Origin of the sequence: Pseudorhodoferax sp. Leaf265, assembly GCF_001422365.1 — a bacterium.
In the GTDB taxonomy this organism is placed as follows: domain Bacteria; phylum Pseudomonadota; class Gammaproteobacteria; order Burkholderiales; family Burkholderiaceae_C; genus Pseudorhodoferax.
On sequence record NZ_LMMT01000023.1, the window covers coordinates 62,255 to 83,891 of the forward strand.

Consider the following 21,637-nt stretch of genomic DNA (forward strand, 5'->3'; position numbering starts at 1 on the left):
AGCCTGGCCGCCCCGCTCAGTGCGACCCCGGCGCGCCACCAGCCAGGCCGGCGGCCTGGCGCGCCACGGCCAGGCGCTTGCGCAGCGAGACCTCGGCCAGGTCCAGTTCGCCCACCAGCGCGCGCAGCGACTCGTCGTTGATGCGGTGCGCCTGGCGCTCGGCGTACAAGGCGTTGCGCTCGACATGCAGGGCCTGCAACCGCAGCTCCATCTCGAGCAGGTAGCGCTGGCGGCGCTGGCGCACGGCCTCGGGCGATTCGGCCTGGGCTTCGGGCGTGGTGGGCGTCGCGGGGTCTTCGAGCAGGTCGATGCGCTTGCGGTAGTCCTGCGTGAGCCGGCCCACGGCTTCCTGGATCTGGGCCAGGCGGTCCGGGTCGTCCGTGCTGGGCTTCTTGTGCGCCATGTGGGCGATGGCCGCCTTGCAGGCGGCCAGCCGCGCGTTGCGCTCCTCCTGCAGCGCGGCCGGCTCGCCGGCCAGCGGCAGGCGGCGCAGCACCAGGGGCAGGCCCACGCTGCCGATGGCCAGTGTGAGGAGGATGGTGCCCGTGGCCAGGAAGACCAGGTGGTCGCGTGCCGGGAAGGCCGCGCCGCCGGGCAGCAGCAGCGGCACCGACAGGGCGCCGGCCAGCGTCACGGCGCCGCGGATGCCGGCCAGCGTGGTCGCCAGGGTCAGCAGCGGCGAAGGTGGCTCGGCCATGGAGCCGCGCTCGTGCGCGCGCCACAGGCTGCCGCGCACGCCCAGCATGAGCCAGATCCAGCGCAGGCCCAGCAGCGCCAGCGTGATCAGCAGCGCCTGGCCGGCGGGCTGCCACCAGTCGTCGCCGGCCGCCGCCAGCGTGGTGCCCACGATGGAGGGCAGCTGCAGGCCCAGCAGCAGGAAGATGGCGCCGTTGAAGGCCGACTCCACCATGGTCCAGATGCCCTCGGTCTGCATGCGCTCGGCCACGAACTCGCTGCGCCGCAGGTCGGCGAAGTTGGTCGTGACACCGGCCGCCACGGCGGCCAGGATGCCCGAGACGCCGACATGCTCGCCCACGAGGTAGGCCGCGAACGGCAGCAGCACGAGCAGCAGCACCATCTGCGTGGCGGCCACGTCGCCCACGCGCCGCGTGACGGTCTCGCGGCCCACGGCGAAGGCCCAGCCCAGGCCGGCGCCCACCGCCAGGCCGCCCAGCGCGACCCACAGGAACTCCTTGCCCGCGTCGGCCCAGGAGAAGACGCCCGTGAGCGTGGCCGCCACCGCGAACTTGAGCGCCACCAGGCCCGAGGCGTCGTTGAGCAGCGATTCGCCCTCCAGCACATGCATGGTCTTGGCCGGCATGCCCAGGTTGCGTGTGATGGCCGAGACGGCGACCGCGTCGGTCGGCGAAACCACGGCGGCCAGCGCGAAGGCCACCGTGAGCGGCATGGATGGGATCATCCAGTGGATCAGATACCCCAGGCCGAGCACCGTGAACAGCACGAGGCCCAGCGCGAGCCGCAGAATGGGACGGTACAAGGCGAAGAACTCGCGCTTGGGGATGCGCCAACCGTCGGCGAACAGCAGCGGCGGGATGAACAACAGCAGGAACAGCTCCGGATCGAAGGCGATGTGCAGGCCCTGCTGGGGCCAGGACAGCACCGCCCCGAGCGCGACCTGGATCAGGGGCAAGGGAATGGCGCGCATGTAGCGCGCGGCAATGCCGGTCAGGGCTCCGAGCAGGAGCACGAGCAGCACGGTTTCGACGGTATGCATGGACGGCAGGACAAGACAAGAGGCGGCAGCGGCCGCCGCGAAAGGAGAAGTATGCAGAAGTTCCAGGACGGCCTCCGATGGAGGCGACGATGAGCACGGGCGCGCCGCAGATGCTGCGCAACCGCACCTTCGACGAACTCGCGCTGGGCGACAGCGCGCGCATCGTGCGCACGCTCACGCAGCAGGACATCGCGCTGTTCGCCGTGCTCTCGGGCGACGTGAACCCGGCCCACCTGGACGCCGAGTACGCGGCCTCCACGCGCTTTGCGGGCGTGGTCGCGCACGGCATGTGGGGTGGCGCTCTGATCTCGGCCGTGCTGGGCACGCGCCTGCCCGGCCCCGGCACGGTCTACCTGGGCCAGACGCTGCACTTCAAGCGGCCCGTGCGCGTGGGCGACACGCTGGAGATCGCGGTCACCGTGAGCGCGCTGGAGCCGCACCAGCAGCGCGTCACGCTGGCCTGCTGCTGCACCAACCAGCATGGCGAGACCGTCATCGACGGCGAGGCCCAGGTGCTGGCGCCGGCCGAGAAGATCGAGCGGCCCGCCGCCACGCTGCCCGAGGTGCGGCTGCACACGGCCGACGGCCTGCCGCGGCTGCTGCAGCATGTGCGGCCGCTGGGGCCGATCCGCGTGGCCGTGGTCCATCCCTGCGACGCGCTGAGCCTGGGCGGCGCGCTGGACGCGCGCGCCGCCGGCCTCATCGAGCCCCTGCTCTTGGCGCCGCGCGCCAAGCTCGAGGCGGTGGCTGCTGCTGCGGGCCTGGACCTCACGGGCATCGCCATCGAGGACGTGCCGCACAGCCACGCGGCGGCCGCGCGCGCGGCCGAGCTGGCGGGCCAGGGCCAGGTGCAGGCCCTCATGAAGGGCAGCCTGCACACCGACGAGCTGGTCAGCGCCGTGCTGGCCGCCGGCGCGGGCCTGCGCACCAAGTGCCGGCTCTCGCACTGCTTCGTGATGCAGACGCCGGCCTACCCGCGGCCCTTCATCATCACCGATGCGGCCATCAACATCGCGCCCACGCTGGAGCACAAGGCCGACATCGTGCGCAACGCCATCACGCTGGCCCATGCGATCGGCGTGGCCGAGCCGCGCGTGGCCATCCTGGCGGCCGTGGAGACCGTGAACCCGGCCATGCCTGCCACGCTGGACGCGGCCGCGCTGTGCAAGATGGCCGAGCGCGGCCAGATCGCGGGCGCCGTGCTGGACGGGCCGCTGGCCTTCGACAACGCGGTCTCGGCCGCCGCGGCGCGCACCAAGGGCATCGATTCGCCCGTGGCCGGCCAGGCCGACGTGCTCGTGGTGCCCGACCTCGAGAGCGGCAACATGCTGGCCAAGCAGCTCGAGTACATGGGCGACGCGGCCACGGCCGGCGTGGTGCTGGGCGCCAAGGTGCCCATCGTGCTGACCAGCCGCGCCGACAGCCGCGAGACCCGCATCGCCTCCTGCGCCATCGCCGTGCTGCTGGCGGAGCACTATCGGAAGAGCCCACCATGAACGCACCCACCTCCTTCATCGTCGTGCTGAACTGCGGCTCGTCCAGCATCAAGTTCGGCGTGTTCGACGCGGCCGACCCGGGCCGCACCCCGGCCTGGAACGGCAAGGTGCAGGGCATCGGCGGCCCGCAGCCCGACTTCGGTGCGAGCACGGTGCCCGTGCGGCCCGCCGCGCTGGGCAGCACGAACCCGTATGCGGTGGCACTGCAGCTCATCCGCGACGAGGTGCTGCGCTGGCTGGACGGGCGGCCCATCGCGGCCGTGGCCCACCGCGTGGTGCACGGCGGCGCCAAGTACTTCGCGCCCGTGCGCGTGGACGCGCAGGTGCTGGCCGACCTCAAGGCCCTGGTGCCGCTGGCCCCGCTGCACCAGCCTTTTGCGCTGGAGGCCATGAAGATCCTGCTGCGCGAGCAGCCGCGGCTGCCACAGGTGGCCTGCTTCGACACGGCCTTCCACCACACCGTGCCGCTGCTCGAGCAGTTGCTGCCCCTGCCCTACGCGGCCTACGAACGCGGGCTGCGCCGCTACGGCTTCCACGGCCTGTCCTACGCCTACATGGCCGTGGCGCTGGCCGAGCGCCATGGCGAGGCCGCGCGTGGGCGCACCATCGTCGCGCACCTGGGTTCCGGCGCCAGCCTGTGCGCGATGCAGGAGCTGCGCAGCCAGGCCACGACCATGGGCTTCTCGGCGCTGGACGGGCTCATGATGGGCACGCGCACGGGCGCGCTGGACCCCGGCGCCGTGCTCTACCTCATGGAGATCGAGAAGCTCACGCTCGAGCAGGTCGGCCGCGTGCTGTACCACGAGTCGGGCCTGCTGGGCATCTCGGGCATCTCGTCCGACCCGCGCGTGCTGCTCGCACGCGAGGCCGACACGCCGCGCGCCGCACTGGCCCTGCAGCTCTACGTGCGCCGCGTGGTGCGCGAGATCGGCGCGCTGACGGCCGTGCTGGGCGGGCTGGACATGCTGGTCTTCACGGCCGGCATCGGCGAGCACAGCCAGGTGCTGCGCGAACGCATCTGCGCGGGCCTGGCCTGGCTGGGCGTGGTGCTGGATCTGCCGGCCAACGCCGCCCACGCGCCACTGATCTCGGACCCCGCCAGCCGCGTGCGCGTGGCCGTGGAGCCCACCAACGAAGAGTGGATCGCGGCACGCCACGCCCAGCACGTGCTGGGCGGCTGAACCGCGGCGCCCCCTCGTCCCATTTCCAGTTCTGAGAGCGACCTCTCCCATGTACAAGAACCTTCTCGTGCCGCTGGACGGCAGCGCCACGGCGCAGCTGGCCCTGGACGAAGCCCTGGTGCTCGCGCGGCTTAGCGGCGCCACTGTGCAGCTGCTGCACATCGTCGACGCGATGGAGCACATCACGGGCTTCGAGCCGCCGGCCGTGCACATCGGCGACATCCGGCCGCGCTTCCTGCGGGCCGGCCAGCAGATCCTGGAGCAGGCCGCCGCGTTGCTGCAGGCCCAGGGCGTGGCCGTGCACACCACGCTGCTGGAAAGCCGCGGCGAGCGCGTGTCCGAGCTCATCGCCGCGCAGGCCACGCGGCTGGGTGCCGATCTGATCGTGCTCGGCACGCACGGGCGCCGCGGCGTGGACCGGCTGCTGATCGGCAGCGATGCCGAGCAGCTCGCGCGCATCGCGCCCGTGCCCGTGCTGCTGGTGCGCGAACGCCGCGCCGCGTGATGCCCGCCGGCTGAACCGCTTTCCCGAGCCGCTACAGTGGCGGCCTGCGCCGGTTGCCACTTCCATGTCCTTTGCCCGCAGATTCCTGCAGATGTTCCGCATGGTCTGCGCCGCCAGCCTGCTGGCGCTGGTCGGCTGCGCCCAGCTGCCGCTGCTGGACGGCCGCACCGAGAGCCGGCTCGACCCCGACACGGCCGGCACGCGGCTGGGCCGCGCCGTGCAGGCCGCGGTGGCCGCGCGCGGGCCGGGCTTGTCGGGCGTGTTCCTGCTCGACCAGGGCCGCGACGCCTTCGCCACGCGCATGCTGCTGGCCGAGGCCGCCGAGCGCACGCTGGACGTGCAGTACTACATCTGGCGCGACGACATGTCGGGCCGGCTGCTGCTGCAGGCCCTGCGCCGCGCGGCCGAGCGCGGCGTGCGCGTGCGCCTGCTGCTCGACGACCTGGGCAGCGCGGGCCTGGACGCCCTGCTCGCCGCGCTGGATGCACACCCGCAGATCGAGGTGCGGCTGTTCAACCCCTTCGTGCAGCGGCGCTTCAAGCCGCTGGGCTTCGTGACCGACTTCATGCGCGCCAACCGGCGCATGCACAACAAGTCGTTCACGGCCGACAACCAGGCGACCGTGGTGGGCGGGCGCAATGTCGGCGACGAGTACTTCGGCGCCGAGGTGGACACCTTGTTCGTGGACCTGGACGTGCTGGCCATCGGGCCGGTGCTGCAGGCCGTGTCGGAAGATTTCGACCGCTACTGGGCCAGCGCTTCGACCTACCCGGTGGCGCTGCTGTTTGGTGCCGGCGACGCGGCTCCGCCGCAGGACCTGGCACCGCCACCCGAACGGACCCGGCAGTACCTGGACGCCGTGGCGCGCTCGCCCTTCGTGGCCGACCTCATCGCGGCGCGGCTGCCGCTGCACTGGGCACCGGTCGAACTCGTCAGCGACGACCCGGCCAAGGGCCTGGGGCAGGCGGCCGACGCGGACCTCATGTTCGCCCGCATGGCCCGCCTCGTCGGCGCCCCGGCGCAGACCCTGAAGCTGGTCTCGCCCTACTTCGTGCCCACGGCACGCGGCACCGCCTTGTTCGAGCAGCTGGCGGCCCGCGGCGTGGAGGTGGCCATCCTGACCAACACGCTGGAGGCCACGGACGTGGCCGTGGTCCACGCCGGCTACCTGCCCTGGCGCAGACCGCTGCTGCGCGCCGGCGTGCAGCTCTACGAGATGCGGCGCGAGGCCGACATCCAGGCCCCGGACGCCAAGCTGCGACTGGGCAGCAGCTCGGCCGAGAGCCTGCACGCCAAGACCTTCGTGGTCGACCACCGCCAGCTGTTCGTGGGCTCGTTCAATTTCGACCCGCGCTCGGCCCGGCTCAACACCGAGCTCGGCTTCGTCATCGACAGCCCGGCGCTGGCCGCGCAGCTGGACCGGCAACTGCGCGAGAAGGCGCGCCAGCGCGGCTACCAGCTGCGGCTGGGCCCGCAGGACCGGCTGCAGTGGTTGGACGGCCGCAGCGATCCACCCCTGGTGCTGGACGAGGAGCCCGGCACCAGCCTGTGGCTGCGGCTGGGCGTGCGCGTGCTGTCCTGGCTGCCGATCGACTGGCTGTTGTAGCGCAGTTGGATGGGGGCGATGGACCGCTTGCAGCATCCGGCAAGTTGCATCGTTCGTGGACTCCACGGCTCGGATCGCACGAGGGCGGACAGCCGGCCAAGTGGAACGCTGCGCCAGTCGCCGGCTTCGTGACGCTTCATCCGGTCCGCGGACGCCCCGAGCGGCACGGCCAGGAAGCGTCGCTCGCCGCAACGATGCGACCGACAGCTGCAGACTGGCTGCTGACGTTGAGCTTTCTGACCTGAGTGACCGCCGCTCGCGAAACCAGCCATTCAGTTCGACAAGCGCGTCGGTCCGCTGTACATCCCGGACCGGTCGATCAGCGAGAGAACGTTCCCAAGCTGCGCGAACGGCTGCTTGCGCAATCGGCGAGTTGGCGCTGTGCGCCCATTGCAGCCCATGAGCATACGGCTTCGAAGGTCAGCACCGGGGCCGACTGCAGACGTTGCCAGTTTGTTCATCAGCGTTCAGTCTGGACACTCGGACCGACTCCCCCATCTTCACGCGGCTCGACATGCTTGCTGCCCCGTAAAGACGGGCTCGGTGCTTCGCTGAACCGCGAGTTGTTCAAGAACTGGTTTGCTGATAGCAGTCAAGGGTCCAAGGTGCCCCGTGCGATGTCACTGCGCACCGCTTCGACCAAATCGAGCAGCGCTGGAGAAAACTGTTTCGCTACCCGTCCCGCTGACTCTGCGGTCGACAAACTGAGGTTGAACACGTACGTGGCACCGTCCACTGCCAATGGTGCTGCCAGCGCGACCACTTCAGGTTGCCAAGATGCTGAACAGTAGCCCTTCTCGGCCACATCCATCCGTGCCCCCTCAATGGATCGCGCAAGATCGCCCCACCCGTCCGGGCGGCGGCTGCGAAACACCGCCATCAGCGCCTTGCGTTTAGGTTCCGGCGCGACTGCGAGATAGGCGCGCCCCAGCGAGGTCAGTTCCATCGGCACTCGCTGCCCGGACACCACATGCCGCAGTGCCACACGCCGGGCGTAGCGGATCGACTCCAGGTAGACCATTTCGTCGCGGTCTGGCGCGGCGAGCCCGACATTGATGCGCTGGCCTTCTGCCAAGGCTCGCATATGAGGCGCAGCTACTGCCAGCACACGCGACCCTGAACGCATCGCGTGGCCCAAGCTCAGCACAGCCGGGGCCAGTCGGTAGGCCCGGCGCACAGTGTCGAGTTGCAGCATGCCAGTGCCCACCAGCGTTTGCGTCAAGCGGCTCACCGTGGACTTTGACAGGCCTGTGCGCTCGGCCAGTTCGCCGTTCCCCAGCAGCTCCGAGCCCTGCCTGAAAGCCCGCAGCAATTCGATGCCACGTTCAAGCGAACGGTTGGCAGGTGACTGGCCTGGCTTGTCTTCGGCAATTCCGTTTCGCGCGGTGTCCATGCGTGATCCTCCTGTGGCAGCCGGCATGTTAGTTCCACTCAATGGAATTAGCAGGGTTACTTTTTGGGTCGATTTTTCTAAGCTACGGCCACGGTGATCGCACACCGACGCCGCCACCCGCCAGGGCCTCGCGCCCCCCATCACGGAGACATTCACATGCGTCAGCCAAGCTTCCAACTCATCCGCACGTTCGCCCAGCCACTGCTCATCAGCGCCGTCCTGGCCGCAGGCACTGCCTTTGCCAGCACTTTTCCGCAGAAGCCCGTGCGCATCGTCGTGCCGTTCGCACCTGGTGGCGGAACCGACCTGATCGCCCGCACGCTGGGCCAGGAGATGTCCAAGGACCTCGGTCAGCCCGTCATCATCGACAACAAGCCCGGTGCCGGCACCATCATCGGCACCGATGCAGTCGCAAAGGCGCAGCCCGATGGCTACACCCTGGTGATGGCCAGCTTCGCGCATGCCGTCAATCCCAGCCTGCAACCCAAGCTGCCGTTTGCCAACGACAAATCCTTTGCGCCGGTAATCCTGGTCGGCCGCGGCCCCAACGTGCTGGTGGTGCGCCCGGCGAGCCCGTTCAAGACGGTGCAGGACGTGCTCGCCGCGGCCAAGGCCAGCCCGGGCAAGCTGACCTATGCGTCGCAGGGCGCGGGCACCTCGGCACACCTGGGCGGCGAGATGTTCGACAACCTGGCCAAGGTCAAGACCGTGCATATCCCGTACCGCGGCGCCGGCCCGGCGATGACCGACCTGATGGGCGGGCAGGTCGACATGTTCTTCGGCACGGCTGCCGCTGTGGCGCCCTTCGTCGAGCGTGGCCAGTTGCGCGCCATCGCCGTGACCAGCGCCCAACCCTCGGCTGCGTTCAAGGGCATTCCGACCATCGCCGAATCCATCCCTGGCTATGCCGTGGAGAGCTGGTACGGCCTGTACGCCCCGGCCGGCACGCCGAAGGACGTGATCGCACGCCTGAACGCGGCCGCCGCCAAGGCCGCGCGCGCCCCGGATTTCACGCGCAAGGTGGAGCAGGAAGGCCTGGCAATCGCTGCTGGCGACCCGGCAGAACTGGACGCCTATGTGCGCGGCGAGGAAAAACGCTGGGCGCGCGTCGTCAAGGAAAACGGCATCAAGGCCGACTGAACAACCGCATCGAGGAGAACACCATGAGCTTCACACTGATTAACCTGGAAGTCGCGTCCGCCATCGCGACCATTACCCTGAACCGCCCGGACAAGCGCAATGCCATGAGCGATGCCATGCGCAGCGAGTTCATCGAAGCGCTGGAGCAGGTCGCTGCCGACAAAACCATCAAGGCGCTGGTGCTGACCGGCGCGGGGAAAGGCTTCTGCGCTGGCGGCGACATCGCCGGCATGGAAAAGCGCATGAACGCCCCGACCGGCGAAGTCGGCTTCAACGGCTGGCACCGCCAACAGCGCGTACACCACACCCAGGCGCTGCTGCACACCATGCCAAAGCCCGTGATCGCTGCCGTGAACGGTGCCGCTTCCGGCCTGGGCGCCGACACCGCGCTGGCCTGCGACTTCATCATCGCCAGCGAATGGGCCAGCTTCACCTGGTCGTACATCCACCGCGGCATCATCCCCGATGGCGGCGGCATGTACTTCCTGCCGCGCCGCGTCGGCCTCTCCAAGGCCAAGGAGCTGATCTTCACGGGCCGCGCCGTCAAGGTGGACGAGGCCGTTGCGCTGGGCATCGTGGACCGCAAGACATCGGGCGAGACCCTGGTCGCCGACGCCCAGGCCTGGGCAGCCGAGCTGGGCAAGGGCTCGGCCACGGCGCTGGCCCTTACCAAGACCATCCTGAACCAGAGCTTCGAACTGTCGGCGCACCAAGTCTTCGCCCAGGGCAGCCAAGCCCAGGGCATTTGCTACACCAGCACCGAGCACCGCGCCTCGGTGATGGCCTTCCTCGACAAGTCCGCAGCCGCCACGGCCGCCAAGGAGTGATGACCATGAACGCCATTTCCCGCCTGCTCCAGCCGCGCAGCGTCGCAGTGATCGGCGCATCGGCCGACGCAGGAAAGACCGCTGGCCGTCCGGTGTCCTACCTTGTCAAACACGGCTTCAAGGGCGACATCTACCCCGTCAACCCCAAGGTCGACCGCATCGGCGAGCTGACCTGCTACCCCGACGTAGCGGCACTGCCTGGCGTGCCCGACGTCGCCATCGTGCTGCTGGGTGCCGAGCGCGCGCACCTGGCCGTGCGCGACCTGGCCGCCCGGGGGTGCGCGGCAGCCATCGTGCTCGCCAGCGGCTACACGGAGACTGGTGAAGACGGCGCTCGCCGGCAGAAGCAGTTGATCGAGGCCGCGGGCAGCATGCGCATCCTGGGCCCCAACACCATCGGCCTGGTGAACCTGACCGACAACATCGTGCTGTCGGCCACCGGTGCACTGGAGATGGAGCACTTCCCTGTAGGTGGCATCGGCGTGGTGTCGCAAAGCGGCGGCATCCTGGGCGCGCTGCTCTCGCGTGCTGCGGCGCGCGGCATCGGCCTGTCCAAGCTCATCTCCACCAGCAACGAGGTGGACCTGGAACTGGCCGACTTCATCGACCATCTGGCCGACGACGAGGCCACGAAGGTCATCGCGCTCTATGTGGAAACGGTGCGCGACCCCGCCAAGTTCCGCAATGCCTGCCTGAAGGCGGCCCAAAAGGGCAAGCCCGTCGTGGCGTTCAAGATCGGCCGCTCGGAGGCCGGCGCCAAAGCAGCTGTCTCGCACACCGGCGCCCTGGCTGGTGCCGACCGCATGTACGACGCGCTGTTCCAGCAGATCGGCGTGATCCGCGCACAGACCTTCTCCGACCTGCTGGACATTCCCGCTGCGCTGGCCACGGGCCGCAAGCTCCATGGCAAGCGCGTCGCCATCCTAACCTCCACCGGTGGTGCCGGCACCCTGGTGTCGGACGACCTGGGCATCGCCGGTTTCGACACGCCCGCACCGGATGCGGCCACGGCCGAAGCACTGCGCGCCCTGCAGACTGGTGACCACGCCGTGCTGGACCGCAATCCCATCGACGTGACGCTCGCCGGCCTCAAGCCCGACCTGTTGCGCGGCGCCATCAACGTGCTGCTCAAGAGCGACAGCTACGACGCACTGACCATCATCGTCGGCTCTTCCAGCCTCGCCATGCCGGAACTGCTGGCCGGTGCCATCCAGGACTGCCTGCCGAACTCCGACAAGCCCGTCATCGCTTATGTCAGCCCGCATGCACCTGAAGTCGGTGCCTTGCTGACGCAACGCGGCGTGCCGGCCTTCGCGGCAGCTGAGAGCTGCACTGCAGCGCTGCAGGCGATGTTCAAGGCCACGCAGCTCAAGCCCCAGGTGGATGCCAGCGCAGCGGCCCAGCCGGTGGCGGTGGACGACCTGCCGGCCGGATCGCTCGATGAATACCAGGCCAAGCAGTTGTTCACGCGCTTCGGTGTGCCGTGCGCCGGCGAACGCATCGTGGCGACGCCGGCCGAGGCTCAAGCCGCAGCGCGCGAGCTGGGTGACCGTGTAGTCCTGAAGATTCTGTCGGCAGAAATCACGCACAAGAGCGACGTGGGCGGCGTGGCGGTCAACTTGACGGCCGACAACGTGGGAGAGCGCCTGTCCGCCATGACTGCCGAGGTCGAGTCCAAAGCAGGCGTGCGGCCGAAACGCTTCCTCGTGCAGGAAATGGTCGGAGGCGGCACCGAGCTGATTCTGGGGATGCACCGCGACGCGCTGGGAACAGCCATCTTGTTGGGCATGGGAGGCGTCACCGCGGAACTGTTCAAAGACACCACCATGCGCTTGCTGCCGCCGGAGGGGGGCCTGTCGCGCGCCGATGCGCTGGCCATGGCGCAGCAGCTCAAGACCTGGCCGCTGTTGGACGGCTTCCGTGGCCGGCCCAAGGCGGATGCGGATGCGCTCGTGACGGCCATCGTAGCGTTCTCGCAGATGGCAGCGCAGCTCGGCGACCGACTGGTCGAAGCCGAAATCAACCCGGTGTTCGTTCTGCCGCAGGGCCAGGGTGTGCGCGCGGCCGACGGCGTCGTGGTGCTGGCCTAATGAACGCCCCGGCAACGAACCAGGTTCGCCTGGAGCGCGACGGCGACGTCGCCGTCATCTGTATCGACAACCCGCCGATCAACGCCGGCTCGGTGGCGGTACGTACCGGACTTCTGCATGCCGTCGACGCCGTGGCGCGTGACGAAAGCTTGGTCGCCGCAGTGCTGATCGGCGCCGGCAACACCTTCATCGCCGGTTCGGACCTGCGCGAGTTCGGCCTGCCCCTGGCCGAGCCGCAACTGCCGACGGTCATCGCTGCCATCGAGACCTGTGCCAAGCCTTTCGTGGCAGCCCTGCATGGGGCTGCTCTGGGTGGCGGATTCGAACTCGCTTTAGGGTGCGATGCGCGCGTGGTCGCGCCCGGCACGGTCGTGGGTCTGCCTGAAGTCACTTTGGGCATCATTCCCGGCGCAGGCGGCACCCAACGGCTGCCGCGCCTGGTTGGTGTGCCGCGTGCCATCGCCATGGTGTGCGCGGGCGAGCGCGTGAAGAGCACCGCGGCGCTCGCTTGCGGTCTGGTAGATGCGCAGGTCCAGGGGAATCTTCGTGCAGCTGCGGTCGATTACGCACGGAGCCTCGCCGGCAAGAAGCAACGCCTGCGTGATCGGCCCGTGCCGGTTTCCGAACCCCAGGCAGTAAAAGACGCCGCCGCCGCTGCAATGAAGGCTGGAAAAGGCCGCCCTGCGGTCGTCGCCGCCATTGCGGCTGTGAAGGCATCTGCAGAACAGAACTTCGACGCAGCGCTGGCTGGCGAGCGCGAAGTGTTCCAGCAGTTGCGCGTGTCGCATGAAGCTGCGGCGCTGCGTCACCAGTTCTTCGCCGAGCGCGACAGTGCGAAGCACCCAGCCCTAGCGGACGTGACACCGCGCGCTGTGGGCCGCGTCGCGGTCATCGGCGCCGGCACGATGGGCACAGGCATCGCCATCGCCGTGCTGGATGCAGGCCTGGAGGTGCTGCTGCTGGAGCAAGACGGTGCGGCGCTGGAGCGTGGCTCGGCCCGCATCCACGACCACTACGCTGGCCGGGTCCGTGCCGGCAAGATGGCACCCGAGACAGCGCAGTCTCGCCCGGCGAAGCTGCGCAGCAGCCTGGAATGGAACGATCTTGCGGAAGCGGACCTGGTGATCGAAGCCGTGTTCGAAGACCTGGACGTCAAGCGCCAGGTATTCGCGCGTATCGACGCCGTGGCCCGTCCAGGCGCCGTGCTCGCCAGCAACACCTCATACCTGGACCTGGACGCTATCGCCAGCGCGACAACAAGACCGCAGGATGTGATCGGCCTGCACTTCTTCAGTCCTGCCAACGTGATGCGTCTTATGGAGGTGGTGCGCGGCAAGGCGACTGCTCCCGATGCTCTGGCAACCGGCCTGGCCGTGGCTCGCAAGCTTGGCAAGCTGCCGCTGTTGACGGGCAATGCCTTTGGCTTCGTCGGAAACCGGCTTTACGCGGCCTACCGACGCCAGTGCGAGTTTCTGATCGAGGAAGGCGCTTGGCCCGAGCAGGTGGACGCCGCCCTCCAGCGCTTCGGCTTCGCCATGGGCCCCTTCGCGGTGGCCGACCTGTCGGGCCTGGACATCGCCTGGCGCATGCGGCAGGCGCAGGCGGCCACCCGCGAGCCGTCCGCACGCTACGTGCACATTGCAGACCGGCTGTGCGAAGCCGGGCGCCTGGGTCGCAAGACTGGCGCCGGTTACTACCGCTACCCCGAGGGGGGCAAGGCCGAAATGGACGAAGGCACGCACGCGTTGATCGCGCAGGCGCGCGCCGAGAAGGGCATCGTGCCGCGGACCATCGACGATGAAGAAGTGCAGCGCCGAGTTCTTCTTGCCCTGGTCAATGAGGCGGCGCTGCTGCTGGCCGACGGCGTTGCTGCGCATGCCACGGACATCGACGTCGCACTGGTCAACGGCTATGGCTTCCCCCGCTGGGAAGGCGGGCCTGTGTTCTGGGCGCGTACGCGCGGCCAGGAAGCCCTGGCACGCGAGGTCGACATGCTCGCCGAGCGCAGTGGGCCGGGCTTCGTGCGCGGCGACCTCCATCAACTATTTCAATGAGACAGTCACCATGACGCTGCACGCTTACATCTGCGACGCGGTTCGCACCCCCTTCGGCCGCTACGGCGGCAGCCTGTCGTCGGTTCGCGCCGACGATCTGGGCGCCGTGCCTTTGAAGGCGCTGATGGCACGCCACCCCACACTGGACTGGGAAGCTGTCGCGGACATCATCTACGGCTGCGCCAACCAGGCCGGCGAGGACAACCGCAATGTCGCGCGGATGTCCGCGCTGCTTGCCGGCCTGCCTGTCGGTCTGCCCGGCGGCACCGTGAACCGGTTGTGCGGATCAGGGCTGGATGCACTGGGCACGGCGGCACGCGCCATCAAGTCCGGCGAAGCGGAGTTGATGCTGGCCGGCGGCGTCGAAAGCATGAGCCGCGCACCGTTCGTGATGGGCAAGGCTGAGAGTGCGTTTTCACGCGCGGCAAAGATCGAGGACACGACCATCGGCTGGCGGCTCATCAACCCGCGCATGAAGACCTTGCATGGCGTGGACAGCATGCCCGAGACGGCCGAGAACGTGGCCACCGACTACGGCATTTCCCGCGTGGACCAAGATCGCATGGCCCTGGCCTCTCAGCGCAAGGCCGTTGCCGCACAGCAGCGCGGGTTCTTCGACGCAGAAATCGTGCCGGTGACTGTGCCGCAGAAGAAGGGTGACGCGCTGGTCGTGTCGCGCGACGAGCACCCGCGCGAGACCAGCCTGGAGACGTTGGCGAAGCTCAAAGGGGTGGTCCGTCCGGACGGCACGGTCACGGCGGGCAACGCATCCGGCGTGAACGACGGCGCCTGCGCGCTGCTGCTAGCCAGCGAAGGCGGTGCGGCGCGGCACGGCTTGACGCCGCGTGCGCGTGTGGTCGCCATGGCCACGGCCGGTGTGCCGCCTCGCATCATGGGCATGGGGCCGGCGCCGGCGACGCGCAAGGTGCTTGCATTGGCGGGGTTGACGCTTGCGCAAATGGACGTGATCGAACTGAACGAGGCATTCGCAGCGCAGGGCCTTGCGGTGCTGCGCGACCTGGGCCTGGCGGACGACGACGCCCGCGTCAACCCGAACGGCGGTGCCATCGCTCTGGGCCATCCTCTGGGTGCTTCGGGCGCCCGTCTCGCCACCACGGCCGTCAACCAACTTCACGCCAGCGGAGGGCGATACGCCCTGGCCACGATGTGCATCGGCGTTGGCCAAGGCATCGCCGTGGTTCTGGAGCGCGTATGAGGCGCCGCGTCTACCTGCGACGCTTGCTTTCGGCCGGGCTGGCTGCTGCCGTGGTCAGCCCGTGGGCCATGGGACAGGCATTCCCCAGCAAGCCGCTGCGGATGATCGTTCCCTTTCCTGCCGGCGGCGGTACCGACGCCATGGCGCGCGCCCTTGGCGATGCGCTGTCGCGCGACCTGGGCCAGCCAGTGATTGTGGACAACAAGTCTGGCGCCGGCACGGTGATCGGCAATGACGCGCTGGCCAAGAGCCCGCCCGACGGCCACACCCTGCTGCTGAACACGAGCGCCATCGCCATCGTGCCCAGCCTGCACCCCAAGCTGCCGTACCCTGCGGAGACCGCATTCGCGCCGGTCATGCTGCTGGGCCGCGCACCGAACGTTGCGGTGGTGCGGACCGAGAGCCCGCTCAAGTCCGCTGCGGAGTTCGTCGCGCAGGCCCGCGCCAAGCCGGGGCAGATGGCCTATGGCTCGGCCGGCAACGGCACCTCTACGCACCTCGCGGCTGAATTGCTCAAGAGCACGGCCAAGGTGTTTGTCACCCATGTGCCTTACCGGGGAGCCGCGCCGGTCATCAACGACGTGATCGCTGGCCAGATCGACCTGGCCTTCGGTACCCTGCCCAGCGTGGCGCCCATGCTCGCGGGCGGCAAACTGCGCGCATTGGCCGTGACCAGCGCCAAGCGCTCGCCGCTGCTGCCCGATGTGCCGACTTTTGCCGAGTCGGGCGTCCCTGGCTACGACGCGGACGTGTGGTACGGGGTATTCGTACCGGGCGCGACGCCGCCTGCCGTCATTGAACAATTGCACGCAGCGATCAAACGTGCCGCGCAGACGGAGGCCTTTCAGCGCCGCGCTGCTGCGGAGGGTCTGGCGCTCACCATGGACAGTCCGCAGGAGACCGCGCGCATCGTTCGCGAAGAGGAAGCCAAGTGGAAGCGTGTTATCAAGGACCAGTCCATCAAGATGGAATGAACCTGCTGCGCACCATGCAACACGACGAGCAACCTGCAGGCGACCGGATGGCAGCGCTGGAACAGCGCATGCAGCGTCACGTCGTGCAAAGCCATGGTGGGCAGGTCGTGTGGTGGACGTTGGGCTCCGGCCGACCTCTCGTGCTCTTGCACGGAGGACATGGCAGTTGGCAGCATTGGGTGCGCAACGTCGAAGCCTTGACCACGCGCCGCAGCGTGTGGGTGCCGGACATGCCTGGCTATGGCGATTCCGATGCGCCTGCCGAGCCGACGATGGGCTCGCTGCTGGACCGGCTGACCGGTAGCCTCGATACCTTGCTGGGCCCGTCGACATCCATCGACTTGGCCGGCTTCTCCTTCGGCGGGCTGGTGGCGGCGCACGTGGCTGTCGCTCGACGCGGAGTGGACCGGCTGGCGTTGCTGGGACCTGCAGGGCACGGTGGACCTCGGCGCCCAAGGTCCGAGCTGGTGTCGTGGCGTCATGCGGTTGATGACGCCGCGGCGCTGGCCCAGGTCATGCGACACAACCTCCTCGCCCACATGCTCCACCAGCCAGACAGCGCCGACCCGCTGGCCCTGCGTGTCCACACCGAGGCTTGCCTGCAGACGCGTTTCAGGAGCAAGGGCATCTCACGCGCGGGCGGCCTTCACGCCCTGTTGCACCAAGCTGCTTGCCCGGTGCTGCTGGTTTGGGGCGCCCATGACGTCACCGCGACGCCCGACCTGCTGGCACCAGAGCTGGCAGCCTGCCATCCGCGCAGCCGCACCGCCATCGTGGCGGACGCCGGTCACTGGGTGCAGTACGAATCTGCGCCGGCCATCAATGCGCTGCTGCGCGACTGGCTGGCCTTATCCCCAACATTTGAAAGACCATCACACCATGCACGCCACTGAAGTGTTCGGGCGCTACGCCGAAGAGTACCGCCACACCGTCCTCACCGATGACGTGATCCACCATGCCAAGCGCGCCGTCATCGACTGGTACGCCTCGCTGTTCCCTGGCCTGGCTGCAGACCCGCTGGCCCAGCTCGAACAAGTGCTGGCAGAAGACCTGGACCATGGCCGCGCACGCCTGGGCAATGGACGCAGCGCCACAGCTCGAGCCGCGGCGCTGTACAACGGCACGGCCGCACATGCGGCCGAGGTGGATGACAGCTTCCGGGACGCGATGTACCACCCAGGCGCCGCCACCATCGCCGCAGCGTTGGCGGCCAGCCAGGATACAGGGGCCACCGGCCTGGACTTCCTGCGGGCGCTGGTGCTCGGCTACGAGGTCTCCACGCGCATCGGTGTGGTCATGGGCCGACCCCACTACAAGTTTTGGCACAACACAGGAACCGTCGGCAGCTTCGGGGCTGCGGCCGCCGCTGGCGGCGCGCTCGGCCTGGGCGCGCAGCCTTTCGCCCATGCCCTCGCGACGGCTGCCACCTTCACTGCCGGACTGCAACAGGCTTTCCGCATGGATTCCATGTCGAAGCCGCTGCACGCCGGTCGCGCCGCGGAGGCCGGCCTGTTGGCCGCTCAGATGGCCGCGCGCGGAGTGACGGGTTCGCTGGATGTGCTCGACGGCGAGGCCGGCCTGGGCAAGGCGATGAGCAACGGGCCGGACTGGTCTCAAGCCGGCGCGACGTTGGGCCGAGACTTCCACATCACGCGCCTGACCTTCAAGAACCACATTGGCTGCGGGCACACCTTCGCCGCCATCGATGCTGCGCTTGCACTGCGCGAGTTGCACGGCCTGCAGCCGCAGGACATCGCCCATGTCCAGATCGACACGTACAAGCCGGCCCTGGACATCGCGTGCTACGAGCGGCCGACGACCGCCAATGAGGCCCGCTTCAGCCTTCGCTACGTCGTGGCTACGGCGCTGGTGCGCGGCAGCGTGCGGCTGGCAGCTTACGAACCTGAGCAACTTGACGACCAGCGCACACGCGAGCTCATCACGCGCATCGACGCGCGCATTGATCCACAGATCGACGCGGCGTTCCCAGGGCAGCGCGCCGCGCGGCTGGAAATCACAACTCGCGGAGGCGAGAAGCTGGTGCACCTGCAGCCCAACCGGAAGGGCGACCCAGAGCTGCCGCTGTCCGATGCGGAGCTGGAAAGCAAGTTTCTCGAACTGGCGACGCCAGTGATCGGCGAGCAGCGGGCCTCCGGCTTGCTGCAGCGCATCTGGAGCCTTGACCAAGCCACTGACCTGCAGCGGCTGGTCTGACGCCTGACCGCGTTCAGTGAGATGCGCCCGGCGGCACTCAGCCCCGGTGCCGATCAAGGAAAGCGAGCAACGCCGCAGCAAGCTCCGGCCTGGCCGGCGCTGTGGAATGCGAGGCACCGTCGACAGTGACAAGCTCCATGGCCGGGTTCAACGCGTGCATCGCCCGGAACTCGGCCAGGTAGGGGTCGGCTGTGCCGACGATACCCAACGTCGGCACACGGATGGCACTCACCTGCTCGGGCGAGAGCAGTGCGCGCGCGCCACCTCGCCGAGATGCGGCCAAGGCGCGGTAGTCCTGCCCGGCCAAGTCCTTTGCAGACATCTGGCGGATCACCTCATCGGACGGCGCCGGCTGGCCCTTGGGCCACAGCCGCAGAATCTGCGATTTCTTCGATCCGACTTCCATCTCGGACGCTTCAATGTCCAGCCTGCGCTGGTCATCTGCCGTCCACCGAAAGCGCGGCGTCGCACCAGCGAGTACGCAGGTCTTGAAGCGCTCTGGCGACTGGACTACCTGGTAGCCCGTCAGGATCGCTCCGAGGGAATAGCCCACGATGTGCCCGCGCGCCTGGCCGACATGATCGAGCAAGCGAATGGCATCTTGCGCTGCCTGCGGGCCGTACTGCGCAGCATCGTGGGGCTTGCCGCTCAGGCCATGACCGCGGCCGTCGAGCGCGTACACCCGGTACCGCGCCGCGAGCTTCTGAAAAACGCCGGTGTCCACCCACTGCCGCTCGGCACTGCTCGAGAAGCCATGCGTGAGGACGACGGTTTCGCCTTCGCCAGCCTGCAGGTAGCTGATTTCGACACCTGCAGATTGGAAGCTGCGCCGAACCGGTATCCCCGCCGACGTTGCACAGCCTGTCAGCGCAACGAGCGAACCGGTCGCGCCCGCCAGCAGTGTGCGGCGCCGCATTCGTATGCTGCTGGCATCAGGTGCGTTCAGTGAGAGGGCAGAGGGTCGAGTCAAAGAGGTCTCCTGGTTGAAGTGGTGCTGACTTGTACCGACAGCGATCTTCAAAGGACAGCCCCAAGTTCCACTCTTTGGAACTCGTCCGGAACCGACAGGGGTTCACATTTGCAATAGCTGAACAACATAGCTGGTATAGGCGCCCATAGCTTTTGCTTGGGCTCTGCGAAGCCCAGACTGCGTCCCATGAACAACACACCGACAGAGACAAGTGGTGCGACCCGCCGTCTGGTCCGCTACACACCGCAGTCTGGCGCGGAGCCGGTTCAGATCGAGTATGCGGATCAAGGCACCGGACCAGTTGTCTGCATGCTCCCTTCGCTGGCACGCTCCGGGCGCGACTACGACGAGGTGGCTGCAATGTTGCAGCGTGACGGGTTTCGCGTGATCCGTCCTGAACCACGAGGCATCGGCCAGAGCGCAGGTCCGATGCACGCGCTCAGCCTGCACGACTTCGCCGCCGATGTGGCAGCGGTACTGGACCATGCAAATACCGGCCCCGTCGTCGTCGTCGGCCATGCATGGGGCAGCCAGCCCGCGCGCATGCTGGCGGCCGACCGGCCCGACCTGGTGCGTGGTGTGGTGATGGCGGCCGCGTCCGCGGGCAAGCTGCCGCCGGGCTCCACCGAGAAGCCCTACAGCCGTCTGCGCGATGCCATCGACGGCGCGGGCGATATGACCCTGCCAGAGGCGCAACGTGTCGACTGCCTGCGCCGGGCCTTCTTCGCGCCCGGCCACGACCCGCGCGTCTGGCTCGATGGCTGGAGCGCTGCCGCGCACGAGGCGCAGAGCCATGCGCGCATCAACACACCGGTGGACGACTACTTCTCGGCCGGCACGCAGGTGCCGATCCTGGACCTGCAAGCCGAGCACGACGCCGTGGTCGTGCCACACGTCATGAAGGCCTACCTGGGCGAGCGCGTCACCGTACAGGTGATCCGCGACGCGGGCCATGCCATGGCGCCCGAGCAGCCGCGTGCCATGGCAGATGCCATCGCCGCATTTGTGCGGGGCGTGACCGCCGCCCCGGTAGGCGCCTAGCCGCGGCCTTTCCGATGCGTAGGCCTGGATGTCCAGCGCGGGCGTGCCCACAGGCCTTGGCATCAACACACTGACGAGATCGGCACCCCGCCCTCGCATTCATTCAAAACCATCGGAGACTCGCATGCCACATCCCGTCCATCGGTCCATCCAGTCCTGCGCCAGAGTGGTCGCAGCCGTCACGGCCACCCTTGTCTTGGGCCTGGCCGCCGCCCACGCGGCGTTCCCTGACAAGGCCATCAAGCTGGTGGTGCCGTTCGCACCGGGTGGAGGCGCAGACCTGATCGCGCGCACACTGGCGGTGGAACTGAGCAAGGAGTTCGGTCAACCGGTGTTCGTGGAGAACAAGCCGGGCGCGGGGACCATCATCGGAACCGACCTGGTGGCCAAGAGTGCGCCGGACGGCTACACCTTGCTGGCGTCTTCCATCGCGCATTCGGTCAATCCAAGCCTGATGGACAAGCTGCCCTACTCGACCGAGAAAGACTTCATCCCCGTTGCCATGGTGGTGCGCTCTCCGAACGTGCTGGTCGTGCGCGCGGACAGCCCGTACAAGTCCGTCAAAGACATCGTCGATGCGGCCAAGGCCAAGCCCAACAGCCTGACCTACGCATCACCGGGCAACGGCACTTCGTCCCATCTCGCCGGCGCGCTGTTCGCGGACCTGGCCAAAGTCCAGATTCAGCACATCACGTACAAGGGGTCGGCCCCGGCGCTCACCGACCTGCTGGGGGGCCAGACCGACATTCTGTTCGCCACGTCGGGATCGGTCGGCCCGTTCATCGACAACGGCAAGCTCCGGCCATTGGCCGTGTCGTCGGCCACGCGCTCAAGCGCCTATCCGAACGTTCCCACCATGGTCGAAGCAGGGGTTCCCGGCTACGCCTCGGAAGGTTGGTACGGCTTCCATGCCCCCACCGGCACGCCGGCTGCGGTCATCGAGAAACTCAATGCAGCGATTCGCAAAGCGGCAGGCACCGACTTCTTCAAGTCCAAGCTGGTGCATGAAGGCATGGTTGCCCAGACGGGAACGCCAGCAGAGTACGAGACCTTCGTGCGCGCCGAAATCGCGCGGTGGGCCAGGCTCGTCAAGACCGACGTGATCTCCAAGTAGCGCAGAAGCCAGGTTCAGCGCCACGACCCCTGCGGGCGCACGGCCCCGCTGGCCATCCCGACAAGCGCCAACGCCGCGCAG

General features: G+C 68.4%; 17 protein-coding genes. 14 read left to right on the forward strand and 3 right to left on the reverse strand.

Annotated elements, in window-relative coordinates; all coding sequences use genetic code 11:
* Nucleotides 1-16: 16 nt before the first annotated feature.
* Complete coding sequence (locus ASF45_RS18875; RefSeq protein ID WP_056666085.1) at nt 17-1,735, reverse strand: Na+/H+ antiporter; 1,719 nt, start codon at nt 1,733-1,735, stop codon at nt 17-19.
* Nucleotides 1,736-1,824: 89 nt separating this feature from the next.
* Between ASF45_RS18875 and ASF45_RS18880 the strand changes: the two genes are divergently transcribed.
* The 4 genes from ASF45_RS18880 (at nt 1,825) to ASF45_RS18895 (ending at nt 6,523) form a co-directional block, all read left to right on the forward strand.
* On the forward strand, nt 1,825-3,231 hold the full coding sequence (locus ASF45_RS18880) for a bifunctional enoyl-CoA hydratase/phosphate acetyltransferase (RefSeq protein ID WP_082551155.1): 1,407 nt from the start codon (nt 1,825-1,827) through the stop codon (nt 3,229-3,231).
* Nucleotides 3,228-4,412, forward strand: coding sequence for an acetate/propionate family kinase (locus tag ASF45_RS18885; RefSeq protein ID WP_056666090.1), 1,185 nt, complete (start codon nt 3,228-3,230; stop codon nt 4,410-4,412). Before ASF45_RS18880 ends, ASF45_RS18885 begins: the two co-directional genes overlap by 4 nt.
* A gap of 49 nt (nt 4,413-4,461) precedes the next feature.
* Nucleotides 4,462-4,917 (forward strand): universal stress protein, encoded by a 456-nt coding sequence (locus ASF45_RS18890; RefSeq protein ID WP_056666093.1) that lies wholly within the window; start codon nt 4,462-4,464, stop codon nt 4,915-4,917.
* A 64-nt stretch (nt 4,918-4,981) separates the two neighbouring features.
* Nucleotides 4,982-6,523: a phospholipase D family protein gene (locus ASF45_RS18895; protein WP_056666096.1), complete on the forward strand. Its 1,542-nt coding sequence runs from the start codon at nt 4,982-4,984 to the stop codon at nt 6,521-6,523.
* Between the two features lie 592 nt (nt 6,524-7,115).
* Here ASF45_RS18895 and ASF45_RS18900 read toward each other — a convergent pair.
* Nucleotides 7,116-7,916: an IclR family transcriptional regulator gene (locus ASF45_RS18900; protein ID WP_056666100.1), complete on the reverse strand. Its 801-nt coding sequence runs from the start codon at nt 7,914-7,916 to the stop codon at nt 7,116-7,118.
* A gap of 156 nt (nt 7,917-8,072) precedes the next feature.
* Between ASF45_RS18900 and ASF45_RS18905 the strand changes: the two genes are divergently transcribed.
* From ASF45_RS18905 to ASF45_RS18940, 8 genes are read left to right on the forward strand one after another with little or no spacing between them, the layout of a single operon-like run.
* Complete coding sequence (locus ASF45_RS18905; RefSeq protein WP_056666103.1) at nt 8,073-9,056, forward strand: tripartite tricarboxylate transporter substrate binding protein; 984 nt, start codon at nt 8,073-8,075, stop codon at nt 9,054-9,056.
* A gap of 23 nt (nt 9,057-9,079) precedes the next feature.
* Nucleotides 9,080-9,883: an enoyl-CoA hydratase/isomerase family protein gene (locus ASF45_RS18910; RefSeq protein WP_056666105.1), complete on the forward strand. Its 804-nt coding sequence runs from the start codon at nt 9,080-9,082 to the stop codon at nt 9,881-9,883.
* Nucleotides 9,884-9,888: 5 nt separating this feature from the next.
* On the forward strand, nt 9,889-11,973 hold the full coding sequence (locus tag ASF45_RS18915) for an acetate--CoA ligase family protein (RefSeq protein ID WP_056666965.1): 2,085 nt from the start codon (nt 9,889-9,891) through the stop codon (nt 11,971-11,973).
* Complete coding sequence (locus ASF45_RS18920) at nt 11,973-14,027, forward strand: 3-hydroxyacyl-CoA dehydrogenase NAD-binding domain-containing protein (RefSeq protein ID WP_056666107.1); 2,055 nt, start codon at nt 11,973-11,975, stop codon at nt 14,025-14,027. Before ASF45_RS18915 ends, ASF45_RS18920 begins: the two co-directional genes overlap by 1 nt.
* Before the next feature lie 10 nt (nt 14,028-14,037).
* Nucleotides 14,038-15,243: a 3-oxoadipyl-CoA thiolase gene (gene pcaF, locus ASF45_RS18925; protein ID WP_056666109.1), complete on the forward strand. Its 1,206-nt coding sequence runs from the start codon at nt 14,038-14,040 to the stop codon at nt 15,241-15,243.
* The gene (locus tag ASF45_RS18930; RefSeq protein WP_056666112.1) at nt 15,240-16,217 is read left to right on the forward strand and encodes a tripartite tricarboxylate transporter substrate binding protein; all 978 of its coding nucleotides are present in this window, start codon (nt 15,240-15,242) and stop codon (nt 16,215-16,217) included. The genes pcaF and ASF45_RS18930 overlap by 4 nt, the downstream gene beginning before the upstream one ends.
* Entirely contained in the window at nt 16,214-17,110 is an 897-nt protein-coding gene (locus ASF45_RS18935; RefSeq protein WP_235580967.1) for an alpha/beta fold hydrolase, read from the forward strand. Before ASF45_RS18930 ends, ASF45_RS18935 begins: the two co-directional genes overlap by 4 nt.
* Entirely contained in the window at nt 17,097-18,431 is a 1,335-nt protein-coding gene (locus ASF45_RS18940) for an MmgE/PrpD family protein (protein ID WP_056666115.1), read from the forward strand. Before ASF45_RS18935 ends, ASF45_RS18940 begins: the two co-directional genes overlap by 14 nt.
* Nucleotides 18,432-18,468: 37 nt before the next feature.
* On the opposite strand, the gene ASF45_RS18945 is transcribed toward ASF45_RS18940, so the two are convergent.
* Nucleotides 18,469-19,347: an alpha/beta fold hydrolase gene (locus ASF45_RS18945; protein ID WP_082551126.1), complete on the reverse strand. Its 879-nt coding sequence runs from the start codon at nt 19,345-19,347 to the stop codon at nt 18,469-18,471.
* Nucleotides 19,348-19,710: 363 nt separating this feature from the next.
* On the opposite strand from ASF45_RS18945, the gene ASF45_RS18950 reads away from it, so the two are divergent.
* Nucleotides 19,711-20,442, forward strand: coding sequence for an alpha/beta fold hydrolase (locus tag ASF45_RS18950; RefSeq protein WP_235580968.1), 732 nt, complete (start codon nt 19,711-19,713; stop codon nt 20,440-20,442).
* A gap of 124 nt (nt 20,443-20,566) precedes the next feature.
* Complete coding sequence (locus ASF45_RS18955; RefSeq protein WP_056666121.1) at nt 20,567-21,556, forward strand: tripartite tricarboxylate transporter substrate binding protein; 990 nt, start codon at nt 20,567-20,569, stop codon at nt 21,554-21,556.
* Nucleotides 21,557-21,637: the final 81 nt, after the last annotated feature.